The organism is Agromyces sp. NBRC 114283 (genome assembly GCF_030268405.1).
Lineage (GTDB): Bacteria > Actinomycetota > Actinomycetes > Actinomycetales > Microbacteriaceae > Agromyces > Agromyces mediolanus.
The window spans coordinates 1373096-1386352 of record NZ_BSQP01000001.1; the positions used below are offsets into that span (position 1 = coordinate 1373096).

At 68.7% G+C, this 13257-nt stretch carries 18 protein-coding genes; 17 read left to right on the forward strand and 1 reads right to left on the reverse strand.

Annotated elements, in window-relative coordinates:
- Window positions 1–3: 3 nt before the first annotated feature.
- The 7 genes from QSJ60_RS06655 (at window position 4) to QSJ60_RS06685 (ending at window position 7290) form a co-directional block, all read left to right on the forward strand.
- Window positions 4–480 carry a DUF6121 family protein gene (locus QSJ60_RS06655; RefSeq protein WP_285463095.1) on the forward strand — a complete coding sequence of 159 codons (477 nt, stop codon included), beginning with the start codon at window positions 4–6 and terminating at the stop codon, window positions 478–480.
- A 78-nt stretch (window positions 481–558) separates the two neighbouring features.
- A complete protein-coding gene (locus QSJ60_RS06660; RefSeq protein WP_285463096.1) occupies window positions 559–1209 on the forward strand; it encodes a spermidine/putrescine ABC transporter substrate-binding protein in 651 nt (216 codons plus the stop codon).
- Window positions 1210–1446: 237 nt separating this feature from the next.
- Entirely contained in the window at window positions 1447–1821 is a 375-nt protein-coding gene (rpsL, locus tag QSJ60_RS06665; protein ID WP_022889720.1) for a 30S ribosomal protein S12, read from the forward strand.
- Window positions 1821–2291: a 30S ribosomal protein S7 gene (gene rpsG / locus QSJ60_RS06670; protein WP_285463097.1), complete on the forward strand. Its 471-nt coding sequence runs from the start codon at window positions 1821–1823 to the stop codon at window positions 2289–2291. Before rpsL ends, rpsG begins: the two co-directional genes overlap by 1 nt.
- Window positions 2292–2463: 172 nt before the next feature.
- Window positions 2464–4578: an elongation factor G gene (gene fusA, locus QSJ60_RS06675; protein ID WP_285463098.1), complete on the forward strand. Its 2115-nt coding sequence runs from the start codon at window positions 2464–2466 to the stop codon at window positions 4576–4578.
- Between the two features lie 131 nt (window positions 4579–4709).
- Entirely contained in the window at window positions 4710–5903 is a 1194-nt protein-coding gene (gene tuf, locus QSJ60_RS06680; protein WP_189083708.1) for an elongation factor Tu, read from the forward strand.
- A gap of 151 nt (window positions 5904–6054) precedes the next feature.
- Window positions 6055–7290: an acyltransferase family protein gene (locus tag QSJ60_RS06685; RefSeq protein ID WP_285463099.1), complete on the forward strand. Its 1236-nt coding sequence runs from the start codon at window positions 6055–6057 to the stop codon at window positions 7288–7290.
- Window positions 7291–7307: 17 nt separating this feature from the next.
- On the opposite strand, the gene QSJ60_RS06690 is transcribed toward QSJ60_RS06685, so the two are convergent.
- The gene (locus QSJ60_RS06690) at window positions 7308–7766 is read right to left on the reverse strand and encodes an OsmC family protein (protein WP_285463100.1); all 459 of its coding nucleotides are present in this window, start codon (window positions 7764–7766) and stop codon (window positions 7308–7310) included.
- Between the two features lie 515 nt (window positions 7767–8281).
- Between QSJ60_RS06690 and rpsJ the strand changes: the two genes are divergently transcribed.
- Genes rpsJ through rpmC form a run of 10 tightly spaced genes read left to right on the forward strand, consistent with a single transcriptional unit; the run spans window position 8282 to window position 13257 of the window.
- The gene (gene rpsJ, locus QSJ60_RS06695; RefSeq protein WP_087135818.1) at window positions 8282–8590 is read left to right on the forward strand and encodes a 30S ribosomal protein S10; all 309 of its coding nucleotides are present in this window, start codon (window positions 8282–8284) and stop codon (window positions 8588–8590) included.
- A gap of 8 nt (window positions 8591–8598) precedes the next feature.
- Window positions 8599–9255 carry a 50S ribosomal protein L3 gene (gene rplC, locus QSJ60_RS06700; RefSeq protein WP_189083711.1) on the forward strand — a complete coding sequence of 219 codons (657 nt, stop codon included), beginning with the start codon at window positions 8599–8601 and terminating at the stop codon, window positions 9253–9255.
- 3 nt (window positions 9256–9258) lie between these two features.
- Window positions 9259–9918, forward strand: coding sequence for a 50S ribosomal protein L4 (rplD, locus tag QSJ60_RS06705; protein WP_189083712.1), 660 nt, complete (start codon window positions 9259–9261; stop codon window positions 9916–9918).
- A complete protein-coding gene (gene rplW / locus QSJ60_RS06710) occupies window positions 9915–10220 on the forward strand; it encodes a 50S ribosomal protein L23 (RefSeq protein ID WP_189083713.1) in 306 nt (101 codons plus the stop codon). The genes rplD and rplW overlap by 4 nt, the downstream gene beginning before the upstream one ends.
- A gap of 15 nt (window positions 10221–10235) precedes the next feature.
- A complete protein-coding gene (gene rplB, locus QSJ60_RS06715; protein WP_189083714.1) occupies window positions 10236–11075 on the forward strand; it encodes a 50S ribosomal protein L2 in 840 nt (279 codons plus the stop codon).
- Window positions 11076–11087: 12 nt separating this feature from the next.
- Window positions 11088–11369: a 30S ribosomal protein S19 gene (rpsS, locus tag QSJ60_RS06720; RefSeq protein ID WP_022889728.1), complete on the forward strand. Its 282-nt coding sequence runs from the start codon at window positions 11088–11090 to the stop codon at window positions 11367–11369.
- A 25-nt stretch (window positions 11370–11394) separates the two neighbouring features.
- Window positions 11395–11760 (forward strand): 50S ribosomal protein L22, encoded by a 366-nt coding sequence (rplV, locus tag QSJ60_RS06725; RefSeq protein ID WP_189083715.1) that lies wholly within the window; start codon window positions 11395–11397, stop codon window positions 11758–11760.
- Window positions 11760–12515 (forward strand): 30S ribosomal protein S3, encoded by a 756-nt coding sequence (rpsC, locus tag QSJ60_RS06730; RefSeq protein WP_189083716.1) that lies wholly within the window; start codon window positions 11760–11762, stop codon window positions 12513–12515. Before rplV ends, rpsC begins: the two co-directional genes overlap by 1 nt.
- A gap of 2 nt (window positions 12516–12517) precedes the next feature.
- Entirely contained in the window at window positions 12518–12937 is a 420-nt protein-coding gene (gene rplP / locus QSJ60_RS06735; RefSeq protein WP_189083717.1) for a 50S ribosomal protein L16, read from the forward strand.
- The gene (gene rpmC, locus QSJ60_RS06740; RefSeq protein ID WP_189083718.1) at window positions 12937–13257 is read left to right on the forward strand and encodes a 50S ribosomal protein L29; all 321 of its coding nucleotides are present in this window, start codon (window positions 12937–12939) and stop codon (window positions 13255–13257) included. The genes rplP and rpmC overlap by 1 nt, the downstream gene beginning before the upstream one ends.

A 13257-nucleotide genomic window follows, 5' to 3' on the forward strand; every position in this document is an offset into this window, starting at 1 on the left:
GGCATGGAGCAGCGCACACGTGACGCCTGGGTGGTCGCCGGATTCGCGGCGGCGCTCGATCTCGCCCTCGTGGTGTGCGGCTTCGGCTTCGTGAGCCTGCTCGCCGACCTCGAGGTGGTCGGCGACCGCGACGTCGGCGTGCTCGTGGCCCCGGTCGCGGTCGGCGCCTCGGTGCTGACCGTGCTCCTCGTGCTGGGCCTGCGGCTCCGCCGGCCGGAGCGGATGGCCGCGACCGTCGTGCTCGCGGCGCTCGGCTCGTGGCTCGCCTTCGTCGTCGTCGCCGCGATCGGCCGGATCGTCTCCTCGACGGGGGATCCGGGGGAGGGGCTGCGCTTCGCGGTCGTGCTCGGGCTCGGCTGGTTCGGGCTCCTCATCCCGGTCTGCGCGGCGCTCACCGGCGCGGTCGCCGTGCTGGTGGCGCGCGGCCGGCGCGGCGGCATGGAGCGCCCGCGCTGGCCCTGGGAGGGCGACGCGGAGTAACCGGGTCGGGCGGTTGCGGCGCGCCAATCGACCGTCGAATCGGCGCAGCGGGGCGGCAGCGGCGCTATCGTGAAGCCCGTGCAGGGTTCGATCGAGGCTCGGGTGAGCTCCGAGGTCGACCGCTGGCTGCAATGGCTGCCGCGGTGGCGACCCGGCACGCACCGTGCCCGCGTGCGGCTCTGCCAGAAGTGCTTCGGCTCGCCGATCCTGGCCGCCGCCGGACTCGACGTGGACGTGCCGCACCCCGTGCAGCACGCGTTCTCGATGCGGATGAAGACGGTCATCGACGACGCCGTCGACGACTACACGGCGCGGAACCTCCCGCTGCTGCACCGCGAGATCCGCCTCGCCGAGGAGCGGAAAGCCCGCCGCCCGTACCGGGCGGGGGAAGGCCTCGACCCCGAGTACCTCGGCCTCGAGCTCGACCCGGAGCCGGTGCCGGACCAGCCCTTCCTGTTCACCCTCGCCGGGCTCGAGGCCGACACGGCCGCCGCGGCCGCGGAGCCGGCCCCGCGCCCGTTCACCCCGGAGGAGAAGGAGGCGCTCCGCGAGGAGGTGCGTCTCGCGGACGACTTCGCGAAGCAGCTCGGCCGGCGCATCTGCGTGGAGCTCGCCCAGCACCGCCGCCGCATCGGCAGCGCCGTCGAGCGCCTCGTGGAGCCGCAGGTCGCCGAGCTCCTCGCGGACCTCGAGCGCGAGCTCGACGCCCCGGGATGGCCGGGCGCCTGAGCGTGCGCCCTGCGCGAACGCGGGCGCTGCCGGCCTCGCTCATTTGACCGGGACGTGACGCCGCATTACGATTGATCGGGTGTGCGCGCTCGCGCGTGCATGTCCGGGTGCCTGCGGACATCCGCGGTTCACCCCCACGGCATACCCACCACGAAGACGACGCAGTTCTGCGGCGTCGGCGGGTCTGATGTGAAATCCATCACCGCTGTCACCGTGCAGCAGCAATTAGGAGAAGCAGTGCCAACCATTCAGCAGTTGGTCCGCAAGGGTCGCTCGCCGAAGGTCACCAAGACCAAGGCTCCCGCCCTGAAGGCCAACCCCCAGCAGCGCGGCGTGTGCACGCGTGTGTACACCACCACCCCCAAGAAGCCGAACTCGGCGCTCCGCAAGGTCGCCCGTGTGAAGCTCTCGAACGGCACCGAGGTCACCGCCTACATCCCCGGCGAGGGCCACAACCTGCAGGAGCACTCGATGGTGCTCGTGCGCGGCGGCCGTGTGAAGGACCTGCCCGGCGTGCGCTACAAGATCATCCGCGGCGCGCTCGACACGCAGGCCGTGAAGAACCGCAAGCAGGCTCGTAGCCGCTACGGCGCGAAGATGGAGAAGAAGTAATGCCTCGCAAGGGTCCCGCTCCGAAGCGCCCCGTCGTCGCCGACCCGGTGTACGGCTCGCCGGTCGTCAGCCAGCTCGTCAACAAGATCCTGATCGACGGCAAGAAGGACCTCGCGCAGCGCATCGTCTACGAGGCGCTCGAGAACGTCGCCAGCAAGTCCGGTCAGGACGCGGTCGCCACCCTGAAGAAGGCGCTCGACAACGTGCGCCCGACCCTCGAGGTGCGTTCGCGCCGCGTCGGCGGCTCGACCTACCAGGTCCCCGTCGAGGTGAAGCCGCACCGCGCCAACACGCTCGCCCTGCGCTGGCTCACGAGCTACGCCAAGGCCCGTCGTGAGAAGACCATGACCGAGCGTCTCACCAACGAGATCCTCGACGCCTCGAACGGCCTGGGTGCCGCGGTCAAGCGCCGCGAGGACACCCACAAGATGGCCGAGTCGAACCGCGCCTTCGCCCACTACCGCTGGTAGTCGACGGCGGGTGCCGCTCGCGTTCCGCGGCGGCACCCGTACGGCCCGCTACCGCTGGTAGTAGGCCGGGCGGATGCCCCGGCTGGTCCCCTGAGCCTGTCGACGGGCTCCAGACCAGGCATCCGCCCGCCCCAGACCTTCCGTTCCGCACCACCCATCCGGAGGAACCCCCGTGGCACAAGACGTGCTCACCGACCTGAGCAAGGTCCGCAACATCGGCATCATGGCGCACATCGATGCCGGCAAGACCACCACCACCGAGCGCATCCTGTTCTACACGGGCGTGAACCACAAGCTCGGCGAGACCCACGACGGCGCCTCGACGACCGACTGGATGGAGCAGGAGAAGGAGCGCGGCATCACCATCACGTCCGCCGCGGTCACCTGCTTCTGGAACAAGAACCAGATCAACATCATCGACACCCCCGGCCACGTCGACTTCACGGTCGAGGTCGAGCGCTCGCTCCGCGTGCTCGACGGCGCCGTCGCCGTATTCGACGGCAAGGAGGGCGTCGAGCCCCAGTCCGAGACGGTGTGGCGTCAGGCCGACAAGTACAACGTCCCGCGCATCTGCTTCGTCAACAAGATGGACAAGCTCGGTGCGGACTTCTACTTCACCGTCGACACCATCGTCAGCCGCCTGGGCGCCAAGCCGCTCGTGCTGCAGCTGCCGATCGGCGCCGAGAACGACTTCATCGGGGTCGTCGACCTGATCGAGATGCGCGCCCTCGTGTGGCCCGGCGACGCCAAGGGCGACGTGACCATGGGCGCCAAGTACGAGGTCCAGGAGATCCCCGCCGATCTGAAGGACAAGGCCGACGAGTACCGTCAGGTCCTGCTCGAGACCGTCGCCGAGACCGACGACGCGCTGCTCGAGAAGTTCTTCGGCGGCGAGGAGCTGACGGTCGCCGAGATCAAGGGCGCCATCCGCAAGATGGTCGTCAACTCGGAGATCTACCCCGTGCTCTGCGGCTCGGCGTTCAAGAACCGCGGCGTCCAGCCGATGCTCGACGCGGTCGTCGACTACCTGCCGTCGCCGCTCGACGTCCCCGCCATCGAGGGTCGCAACCCGCGCAACGAGGACGAGGTCATCGAGCGCCACCCCGACGCGAAGGACCCGTTCGCGGCTCTCGCGTTCAAGGTCGCGGTGCACCCCTTCTTCGGCCGCCTCACCTACGTGCGCGTCTACTCGGGTCACCTCGACTCGGGCGCCCAGGTCGTCAACTCGACCAAGGGCAAGAAGGAGCGCATCGGCAAGATCTTCCAGATGCACGCCAACAAGGAGAACCCGGTCGAATCGCTGACCGCGGGCAACATCTACGCGGTCATCGGTCTGAAGGACACCACGACCGGCGACACCCTGTGCGACCCGGACAACCAGGTCGTCCTCGAGTCGATGACGTTCCCGGAGCCGGTCATCGAGGTCGCCATCGAGCCGAAGACCAAGGCCGACCAGGAGAAGCTCGGCACGGCCATCCAGAAGCTGGCCGAGGAGGACCCGACCTTCCGCACCGAGCTCAACCCCGAGACGGGTCAGACCGTCATCAAGGGCATGGGCGAGCTGCACCTCGACATCCTCGTGGACCGCATGAAGCGCGAGTTCAAGGTCGAGGCGAACGTCGGCAAGCCGCAGGTGGCCTACCGCGAGACGATCCGCCGCGAGGTGGAGCGCCACGACTACACCCACAAGAAGCAGACGGGTGGCTCGGGCCAGTTCGCGAAGATCCAGTTCAAGCTGGAGCCGCTCGAGGTCGAGGGTGACAAGACGTACGAGTTCGTGAACGCCGTCACCGGTGGTCGCGTCCCGCGCGAGTACATCCCCTCGGTCGACGCCGGCTTCCAGGACGCCATGCAGTACGGCATCCTCGCCGGCTTCCCGATGGTGGGCGTGAAGGCCACCCTCGTGGACGGCGCGGCCCACGACGTCGACTCCTCGGAGATGGCGTTCAAGATCGCCGGTTCGATGGGCTTCAAGGAAGCCGCGAAGAAGGCGAACCCCGTGCTGCTCGAACCGCTGATGAGCGTCGAGGTCCGTACTCCCGAGGAGTACATGGGCGACGTCATCGGCGACCTGAACTCGCGCCGCGGCCAGATCCAGTCCATGGAGGACGCCGCCGGTGTGAAGGTCGTGCGTGCGCACGTCCCGCTCTCGGAGATGTTCGGATACATCGGTGACCTGCGGTCGAAGACCTCGGGCCGCGCGGTGTACTCGATGGAGTTCGAGAGCTATGCGGAGGTCCCGAAGGCGGTTGCCGACGAGATCGTCCAGAAGAACAAGGGCGAGTAACTCCTCCACGGAGTTCGGCACCCTGCCCGCACGACCCACCCGGGTCGCGTAACATATCAACACAACCCCGCAACCCACCGAGCGCAATCCGGCGCCCGTTGAAGTTGCACGATGTCCTGAGGAGGACCACAGTGGCGAAGGCCAAGTTCGAGCGGACCAAGCCGCACGTCAACATCGGCACGATCGGTCACGTCGACCACGGCAAGACGACGCTCACCGCCGCGATCTCGAAGGTGCTCGCCGACAAGTTCCCGTCGGCCACCAACGTGCAGCGCGACTTCGCGTCGATCGACTCGGCTCCCGAGGAGCGCCAGCGCGGCATCACGATCAACATCTCGCACGTCGAGTACGAGACGCCGAAGCGCCACTACGCGCACGTCGACGCCCCGGGTCACGCTGACTACATCAAGAACATGATCACCGGTGCCGCTCAGATGGACGGCGCGATCCTCGTGGTCGCGGCGACCGACGGCCCGATGGCTCAGACCCGCGAGCACGTGCTGCTCGCGAAGCAGGTCGGCGTGCCGTACCTGCTCGTGGCGCTCAACAAGAGCGACATGGTCGACGACGAGGAGATCCTGGAGCTCGTCGAGCTCGAGGTCCGCGAGCTGCTTTCGTCGCAGGGCTTCCCCGGCGACGACGCTCCGGTCGTCCGCGTCTCGGGCCTGAAGGCGCTCGAGGGCGACGAGAAGTGGGTCCAGTCGGTCCTCGACCTCATGGAGGCCGTCGACGAGTCGATCCCCGACCCGGTGCGCGACAAGGACAAGCCGTTCCTCATGCCGGTCGAGGACGTCTTCACGATCACCGGTCGTGGCACGGTCGTCACGGGCCGCGCCGAGCGCGGCACGCTGAAGATCAACTCCGAGGTCGAGATCGTCGGCATCCGCCCGACGCAGAAGACCACGGTCACGGGCATCGAGATGTTCCACAAGCAGCTCGACGAGGCCTGGGCCGGCGAGAACTGCGGTCTCCTGCTCCGCGGCACCAAGCGCGAGGACGTCGAGCGCGGCCAGGTCGTCGTGGCGCCCGGCTCGGTCACCCCCCACACCAACTTCGAGGGCACTGCCTACATCCTCTCGAAGGACGAGGGCGGCCGTCACAACCCGTTCTACGCGAACTACCGTCCGCAGTTCTACTTCCGCACCACCGACGTCACCGGCGTCATCACGCTGCCCGAGGGCACCGAGATGGTCATGCCCGGCGACACCACCGACATGACGGTCGAGCTCATCCAGCCGATCGCCATGGAGGAGGGCCTCGGCTTCGCCATCCGCGAGGGTGGCCGCACCGTCGGCGCCGGTACCGTCACGAAGATCCTCAAGTAAGGACCTTCGCGACTGCGACCTGAGAGGGGTCGGGCCTTCGGGCCCGGCCCCTTTCGTCGTCCCCCGCGAACGGGAAGGGAAAGCTGAAGAGCTCCAGGGAGCCCGCCGCCCCCTCTGGCGGGACGCGGACGCCCGACGTAGCGTGGGAGCGATGGCTTCCCCCACACCGCCATTCGTACGATCCGCGATCCGACCGGAGGTCCAGGCGCTCCGGGCCCTCGCGGTGGGCGCCGTGGTGCTCCACCACGGCTGGCCCGCCGTCGCCCCTGCCGGCTACATGGGCGTCGACGTGTTCTTCGTGGTCTCCGGCTTCCTCATCACCGGCATGCTCGTGCGCGAGGCGGAGGCGGAGGGCCGGGTCTCGCTCACCCGCTTCTACCTGCGCCGCGCGCGCCGCATCCTGCCCGCGGCCGTCGCCGTGCTCGTCGTCGTCTCGGCGCTCACGATCGCCGTCGTGCCGATGGAGGAGTGGCGGCGCTGGTTCCGGCACATCGTGGCGAGCGCGCTCTACTTCGAGAACTGGCAGCTCGCGATCGACTCGCAGATCCCGCGCCGCGCGGACCTGGAGTCGACGCCGGTGCAGCATTTCTGGTCGCTCTCGGTCGAGGAGCAGTTCTACCTCGTCTGGCCGCTGCTCGTCATCCTCGCCTTCGCCCTCGCGATGAAGCTGGGGCGCTCGGGCCGCGCGCTGACGGTCGGCATCCTCGGCGCGGTCACGGCCGCCTCCTTCGCGCACTCGATCCTGCTGACGGCGGCCGACGCGAACCTCGCGTACTTCGGGACCTTCGCGAGGGCGTGGGAGTTCGGCGCCGGCGCGCTCCTCGCGCTCTGGCTCTCGCGGCGGCGGGCCGCCGAGGCGGCGCCGCGGCCCTGGACGCCGCAGCTGCGGGCTGCGGTCTCCTGGGCGGGACTCCTCGCCATCCTCGTGCCGATCGCCCTGTTCCGCGAGCCGGAGGTGTTCCCCGGCTTCGTGGTCCTCGCGCCCGTGCTCGGCACGGTCGCCGTGATCTGGGCGGGGATGCCGGAGCCGGCCTGGTCGCCGGCCAGGCTCGCCGCCTGGCGTCCGGTGCAGTGGACGGGCGACGTGTCCTACTCGCTGTACCTCTGGCACTGGCCGATCTTCATGTTCGCGCCGTACCTCACCGGGGTGCCGAGCCCGCCGTGGCTGATGGCGCTGCTCGTGGCGCTCGCTCTCGCCGTCTCCGCCGGGTCGAAGCGCTGGATCGAGGACCCCTTCCGCCGGGCGCGTGGCCGGGTGCTCGCCCGGCCCACGCTCGTGCTCGGCGGCATCGCGACCGCGGTGGCGGTCATCGTGGGGGCGGGCGTCGCGATGCCCGGGATCGCGGCCGACGAGCGCGGCCGGGCCTGCGAGGCCCCGCAGCGGTGAGGCCGGGCGGGCCGGGGTCAGCCGACGCGGGTGCCGTCGATCTCGGTGCTCACGTCGATCGCGCCCTCGACGCTGCGCCCGACGGTGCAGGCCTTCTCGATGGCCCGCGCCATGATGTCGATGAGCTTGGCGCGCTCCGCGTCCTCGAGGCCGGAGAGGTCGAGCACGAGCTCCTCGGCGATCGCCTCGTAGCGATTGGATGCCTCCTCCGACTGACCGTGCGCCCACACCGTGAGCGCGAAGTCGTCGCCGAGCCGCCGGGCGGCGACGCGATCGGCGGAGAGGCCGACGCAGCCCGCGAGGGCGAGCTTCAGCAGCTCGCCCGGGGTGAAGTGCGTGCCGTCGAGCTCCGGCGCCCCGATCTCGACCGTCGCGCCGCGGGCGTTCCGGCCGAGGTATCGGCGCGAGGATCGGCGGGTGGCCGAGACGCTGCCCGGCCCTTCCTGGGTGCTCGGCTGCACGGTCGGATCGGTCATCGGGGGCCTCCCAGCGTCGTCGGTCGTTCCCTCCCATCATGCCCCGTGAAGGCCTGGGAATCCGGGGGAGGAGCCGCTGCAGCCGGGAGCCTCCTGGGAGTCGGGCGAGCGCGACACGCCCGGGTTGCACGGACCCGCCGGATATGGCAAACTCGTTGAGTTCAACATTTCGAACGGCATGCTGCTGCGCGCCGTCCGAATCACTGCCAGGCAGTGCATAGCCCCCGGGTCCGCGAGGACCTCCGGCGTCAGGCTAGGCCGCGGGCAGCAGGACACGACAACCTCCATCATCGAGACCCGGGGCGACCTGTGTCTCCGGCCGGGCGCGAGCCCGGGCGGACGGAGGTGGCTCGAGGTCGAGCGTGTCGAGGCCATCGCAGCTGTTCGCAGCGAGCGGGGTGCCTTCGACAGGCTCGATGATCAGGCCGTTGACAGCAGAACAGTGGTGACAAGAACCACGCGGCGTCCAATGCCCTCGGAAGGGGTACGACGCCTTGACAGAGAGAGAGTTCGACATGGCGGGACAGAAGATCCGCATTCGACTGAAGTCGTATGACCACGAGGTCATCGACACCTCGGCGCGCAAGATCGTCGACACGGTGACCCGCGCGGGCGCCACGGTCGTCGGCCCCGTGCCGCTTCCGACCGAGAAGAACGTGGTGTGCGTCATCCGCTCGCCCCACAAGTACAAGGACAGCCGCGAGCACTTCGAGATGCGCACCCACAAGCGTGTGATCGACATCGTGGACCCGACGCCCAAGGCCGTCGACTCGCTCATGCGTCTCGACCTCCCGGCCGACGTCAACATCGAGATCAAGCTCTGAGGTTCGAAATGTCCACCGCTACCAAGAACGTGAAGGGTCTGCTCGGCACCAAGCTCGGCATGACCCAGGTCTGGGACGAGAACAACAAGGTCGTCCCGGTGACCGTCATCCAGATCGACCCCAACGTGGTCACCCAGATCCGCACCCCCGAGAAGGACGGCTACACCGCCGTGCAGATCGCGGCCGGTCAGATCGACCCGCGCAAGGTCACCCAGCCGCTGCAGGGCCACTTCCAGGCCGCCGGCGTCACCCCCCGCCGTCACGTCACGGAGATCCGCACCGCGGACGCCGCGTCGTACGAGGCGGGCCAGGAGCTCACCGTCGAGGGCACCTTCGAGGCCGGCCAGCTGGTCGACGTCGTCGGCACCTCGAAGGGCAAGGGCTTCGCCGGTGTCATGAAGCGCCACAACTTCAAGGGCGTCTCCGCTTCGCACGGTGCCCACCGCAACCACCGCAAGCCCGGTTCGATCGGTGCTTCGTCGACCCCGAGCCGTGTCTTCAAGGGCATGCGCATGGCCGGTCGCATGGGTGGCGAGCGCGTGACCGTGCTCAACCTCCGCGTGCACGCCGTCGACGCCGAGAAGGGCCTGCTGCTCGTCAAGGGCGCCGTCCCCGGTGCGCGCGGCCGTCTCGTGTTCGTCCGTAACGCTGTGAAGGGGGCGTAGTCCATGGCTACCGCCAACACCATCGACGTCCTCGACGTCACCGGCAAGAAGACCGGCACCGTCGAGCTCCCCGCCGAGCTCTTCGACGTGCAGACCAACGTGCCGCTCATCCACCAGGTCGTCGTCGCGCAGCGCGCCGCCGCCCGCCAGGGCACGCACAAGACCAAGAACCGCGGCGAGGTGTCGGGTTCGGGTCGCAAGCCGTTCAAGCAGAAGGGCACCGGCCGTTCGCGCCAGGGCTCGGTTCGCGCCCCGGAGCACACCGGTGGTGGCGTCGTGCACGGCCCGACCCCGCGCGACTACTCGCAGCGCACCCCCAAGAAGATGATCGCGGCCGCCCTGCTCGGCTCGCTCTCCGACCGCGCCCGCGGCGGCCGCATCCACGCGGTCGAGGGCTTCGCGGCCGGCGACGTGGCCAAGACGAAGGACGCCGTGGCGCTGCTCGGCAAGATCGCCCCGGCGAAGCACTTCCTCGTCGTCCTCGCCCGTGGCGAGGAGCTCTCGGAGCGCGCCGTCCGCAACATCCCGGCCGTGCACGTGATCGTCGCCGACCAGCTGAACGCGTACGACGTGCTCGTCTCCGACGACATCGTCTTCAGCACGGCCGCGCTCGAGGCGTTCATCGCCGCGAAGCAGGCCAAGAAGGAAGAGGTCTCCGCATGAGCTCCGCCGCTTTCAACAAGAACCCGCGCGACATCATCATCGCGCCGGTCGTCTCGGAGAAGAGCTACGGCCTGATCGACGAGGGCAAGTACACGTTCATCGTGGACCCCCGCTCGAACAAGACCGAGATCAAGCTCGCCATCGAGAAGATCTTCAACGTGCAGGTCGCGTCGATCAACACCCTGAACCGTCAGGGCAAGACCCGCCGCACCCGGTTCGGGATCGGCAAGCGCAAGGACACCAAGCGCGCGATCGTCACCCTCAAGTCCGGTTCCATCGACATCTTCACGGCTGTCGGCTGAGGAGCGTAGAAAACAATGGCTATTCGTAAGTACAAGCCCACGACCCCGGGTCGTCGCGGTTCTTCGGTCTCGGACTTCGCCGAGATCACCCGTTCGACGCCCGAGAAGTCGCTGCTGCGCCCGCTCTCCAAGACCGGTGGCCGCAACAACCAGGGCCGCATCACCACCCGCCACATCGGCGGTGGCCACAAGCGCCAGTACCGCGTCATCGACTTCCGTCGCAACGACAAGGACGGCGTGCCCGCCAAGGTCGCGCACATCGAGTACGACCCGAACCGCACCGCGCGCATCGCGCTGCTGCACTTCGCGGACGGCACCAAGCGCTACATCCTGGCGCCGGCGAAGCTCCGTCAGGGCGACCTGATCGAGTCGGGCCCCGCGGCCGACATCAAGCCCGGCAACAACCTGCCGCTGCGCAACATCCCCACCGGTACGGTCGTCCACGCGATCGAGCTCCGTCCCGGCGGCGGCGCGAAGATGGCCCGTTCGGCGGGCGCCTCGGTGCGTCTCGTCGCGAAGGACGGCCCCTACGCCCAGCTGCGTCTGCCCTCGGGCGAGATCCGCAACGTCGATGCGCGCTGCCGCGCGACCATCGGCGAGGTCGGCAACGCCGAGCAGTCCAACATCAACTGGGGCAAGGCCGGCCGCAAGCGCTGGAAGGGCGTCCGCCCGACCGTCCGCGGTGTCGCCATGAACCCGGTCGACCACCCGCACGGTGGTGGTGAGGGCAAGACCTCCGGTGGTCGCCACCCGGTCAGCCCGTGGGGTCAGCCCGAGGGACGCACTCGTCGCCCCAACAAGGAAAGCGACAAGCTCATCGTCCGTCGTCGCACCGTCGGCAAGAAGCGCAAGTAGGAGTAAGAGAAGATGCCTCGCAGTCTTAAGAAGGGCCCCTTCGTCGACGAGCACCTGCTTCGCAAGGTCGTCGTCCAGAACGAAGCCGGCAGCAAGAACGTCATCAAGACGTGGTCGCGCCGCTCGATGATCATCCCGGCCATGCTCGGGCACACGATCGCCGTGCACGACGGCCGCAAGCACATCCCGGTGTTCGTCACCGAGACCATGGTGGGTCACAAGCTCGGCGAGTTCGCGCCCACCCGCACCTTCCGTGGACACGTGAAGGACGACAAGAAGGGCCGCCGCCGCTAGTCGCGGTGGTGTGAAGGAGGAAGAAATGGTGGAGTCGATCGCCCGCGTGCGACACATCCGCGTCACCCCCATGAAGGCTCGCCGCGTCGTCAACCTGATCCGCGGCAAGCAGGCTCAGGAGGCCCTGGCCATCCTGAAGTTCGCGCCCCAGAGCGCGAGCGAGCCGGTGTACAAGCTCGTCGCCTCGGCCATCGCGAACGCTCGCGTCAAGGCCGATGCCACGAACACCTACCTGGACGAGCAGGACCTGTACGTCGCGCGTGCATTCGTCGACGAGGGCACCACCCTCAAGCGTTTCCAGCCGCGTGCGCAGGGCCGTGCCTTCCGCATCAACAAGCGAACGAGCCACATCACCGTCGTGCTCGCCACGCCCGAGGAGGGTACGAAGTAATGGGTCAGAAGGTCAACCCGTACGGCTTCCGTCTGGGCATCACCACCGACCACGTGTCGCGGTGGTTCTCCGACTCGAACAAGCCCGGTCAGCGCTACGCCGACTACCTCGCCGAGGACGTCCGCATCCGTCAGATGCTGACCACCTCGCTCGACCGCGCGGGTGTCTCGCGCATCGAGATCGAGCGCACCCGCGACCGCGTCCGCGTGGACATCCACACGGCCCGCCCGGGTATCGTCATCGGCCGCCGCGGCGCCGAGGCCGAGCGCATCCGCGCCGACCTCGAGAAGCTCACCGGCAAGCAGATCCAGCTCAACATCCTCGAGGTCAAGAACCCCGAGGCCGACGCCCAGCTCGTCGCGCAGGGCATCGCCGAGCAGCTCTCGGCTCGTGTGGCGTTCCGCCGCGCGATGCGCAAGGGCCTGCAGGGCGCGCAGCGCGCCGGCGCCAAGGGCGTCCGGATCCAGGTCTCCGGCCGCCTCGGCGGCGCCGAGATGAGCCGCTCGGAGTTCTACCGCGAGGGTCGTGTGCCGCTGCACACGCTGCGCGCGAACATCGACTACGGCTTCTACGAGGCCAAGACCACCTTCGGCCGCATCGGCGTGAAGGTCTGGATCTACAAGGGCGACATCACGAACAAGGAGCTCGCGCGCGAGCAGGCGGCCCAGAAGCCGTCTCGCGGCGACCGCGACCGTCCCCGCCGCGACCGCGCCCCCAAGGCTGCGGAGCCGGCGGCAGCAGGAGTTGAGGCGTAACCATGTTGATTCCCCGTCGAGTCAAGTACCGCAAGCAGCACCACCCCAAGCGCGACGGCGCCGCCACGGGCGGCACCAAGGTCAGCTTCGGTGAGTACGGCATCCAGGCCATCACCCCCGCCTACGTGACCAACCGTCAGATCGAGTCCGCTCGTATCGCCATGACGCGTCACATCAAGCGTGGCGGCAAGGTGTGGATCAACATCTACCCGGACCGTCCGCTCACGAAGAAGCCGGCCGAGACCCGCATGGGTTCCGGTAAGGGTTCGCCCGAGTGGTGGGTCGCCAACGTCAAGCCGGGTCGCGTCCTGTTCGAGGTCTCGGGCGTCTCCGAGGAGCTCGCGCGCGAGGCCATGACCCGTGCCATCCACAAGCTGCCCCTCAAGGCACGCATCATCAAGCGCGAGGAGGGCGACGCGTAATGTCCGTCGGAACCAAGGGGCTCGAGACCGTCGAGCTCGACACCTTCGAAGACGAGCGTCTCGTCGACGAGCTGAAGAAGGCCAAGGAAGAGCTGTTCAACCTGCGCTTCCAGTCGGCCACCGGCCAGCTCGAGAGCCACGGCCGCCTCCGCGCGGTCAAGCGCGACATCGCCCGTATCTACACGGTGATCCGCGAGCGCGAGCTCGGCATCCGGGCCACCCCCGCTCCGGTCGAGGTCCCCGCCAAGGCCGAGAAGAAGACCAAGAAGGCCAAGGCCGCTGACGAGGCCGCCGACGCCGCAGAGACGAAGGAGGCCTGA

Bases quoted from the DNA above. Each gene is read 5' to 3' on its own strand.
- rplD (WP_189083712.1), top strand. From the start codon at position 9,259: ATGGCTACCGCCAACACCATCGACGTCCTCGACGTCACCGGCAAGAAG.
- rplW (WP_189083713.1), top strand. From the start codon at position 9,915: ATGAGCTCCGCCGCTTTCAACAAGAACCCGCGCGACATCATCATCGCG.
- QSJ60_RS06655 (WP_285463095.1), top strand. From the start codon at position 4: ATGGAGCAGCGCACACGTGACGCCTGGGTGGTCGCCGGATTCGCGGCG.
- rplP (WP_189083717.1), top strand. From the start codon at position 12,518: ATGTTGATTCCCCGTCGAGTCAAGTACCGCAAGCAGCACCACCCCAAG.
- rpmC (WP_189083718.1), top strand. From the start codon at position 12,937: ATGTCCGTCGGAACCAAGGGGCTCGAGACCGTCGAGCTCGACACCTTC.
- QSJ60_RS06685 (WP_285463099.1), top strand. From the start codon at position 6,055: ATGGCTTCCCCCACACCGCCATTCGTACGATCCGCGATCCGACCGGAG.
- rpsG (WP_285463097.1), top strand. From the start codon at position 1,821: ATGCCTCGCAAGGGTCCCGCTCCGAAGCGCCCCGTCGTCGCCGACCCG.
- rpsS (WP_022889728.1), top strand. From the start codon at position 11,088: ATGCCTCGCAGTCTTAAGAAGGGCCCCTTCGTCGACGAGCACCTGCTT.
- rplC (WP_189083711.1), top strand. From the start codon at position 8,599: ATGTCCACCGCTACCAAGAACGTGAAGGGTCTGCTCGGCACCAAGCTC.
- rpsJ (WP_087135818.1), top strand. From the start codon at position 8,282: ATGGCGGGACAGAAGATCCGCATTCGACTGAAGTCGTATGACCACGAG.
- rplV (WP_189083715.1), top strand. From the start codon at position 11,395: ATGGTGGAGTCGATCGCCCGCGTGCGACACATCCGCGTCACCCCCATG.
- rpsC (WP_189083716.1), top strand. From the start codon at position 11,760: ATGGGTCAGAAGGTCAACCCGTACGGCTTCCGTCTGGGCATCACCACC.
- rplB (WP_189083714.1), top strand. From the start codon at position 10,236: ATGGCTATTCGTAAGTACAAGCCCACGACCCCGGGTCGTCGCGGTTCT.
- QSJ60_RS06690 (WP_285463100.1), bottom strand. From the start codon at position 7,766: ATGACCGATCCGACCGTGCAGCCGAGCACCCAGGAAGGGCCGGGCAGC.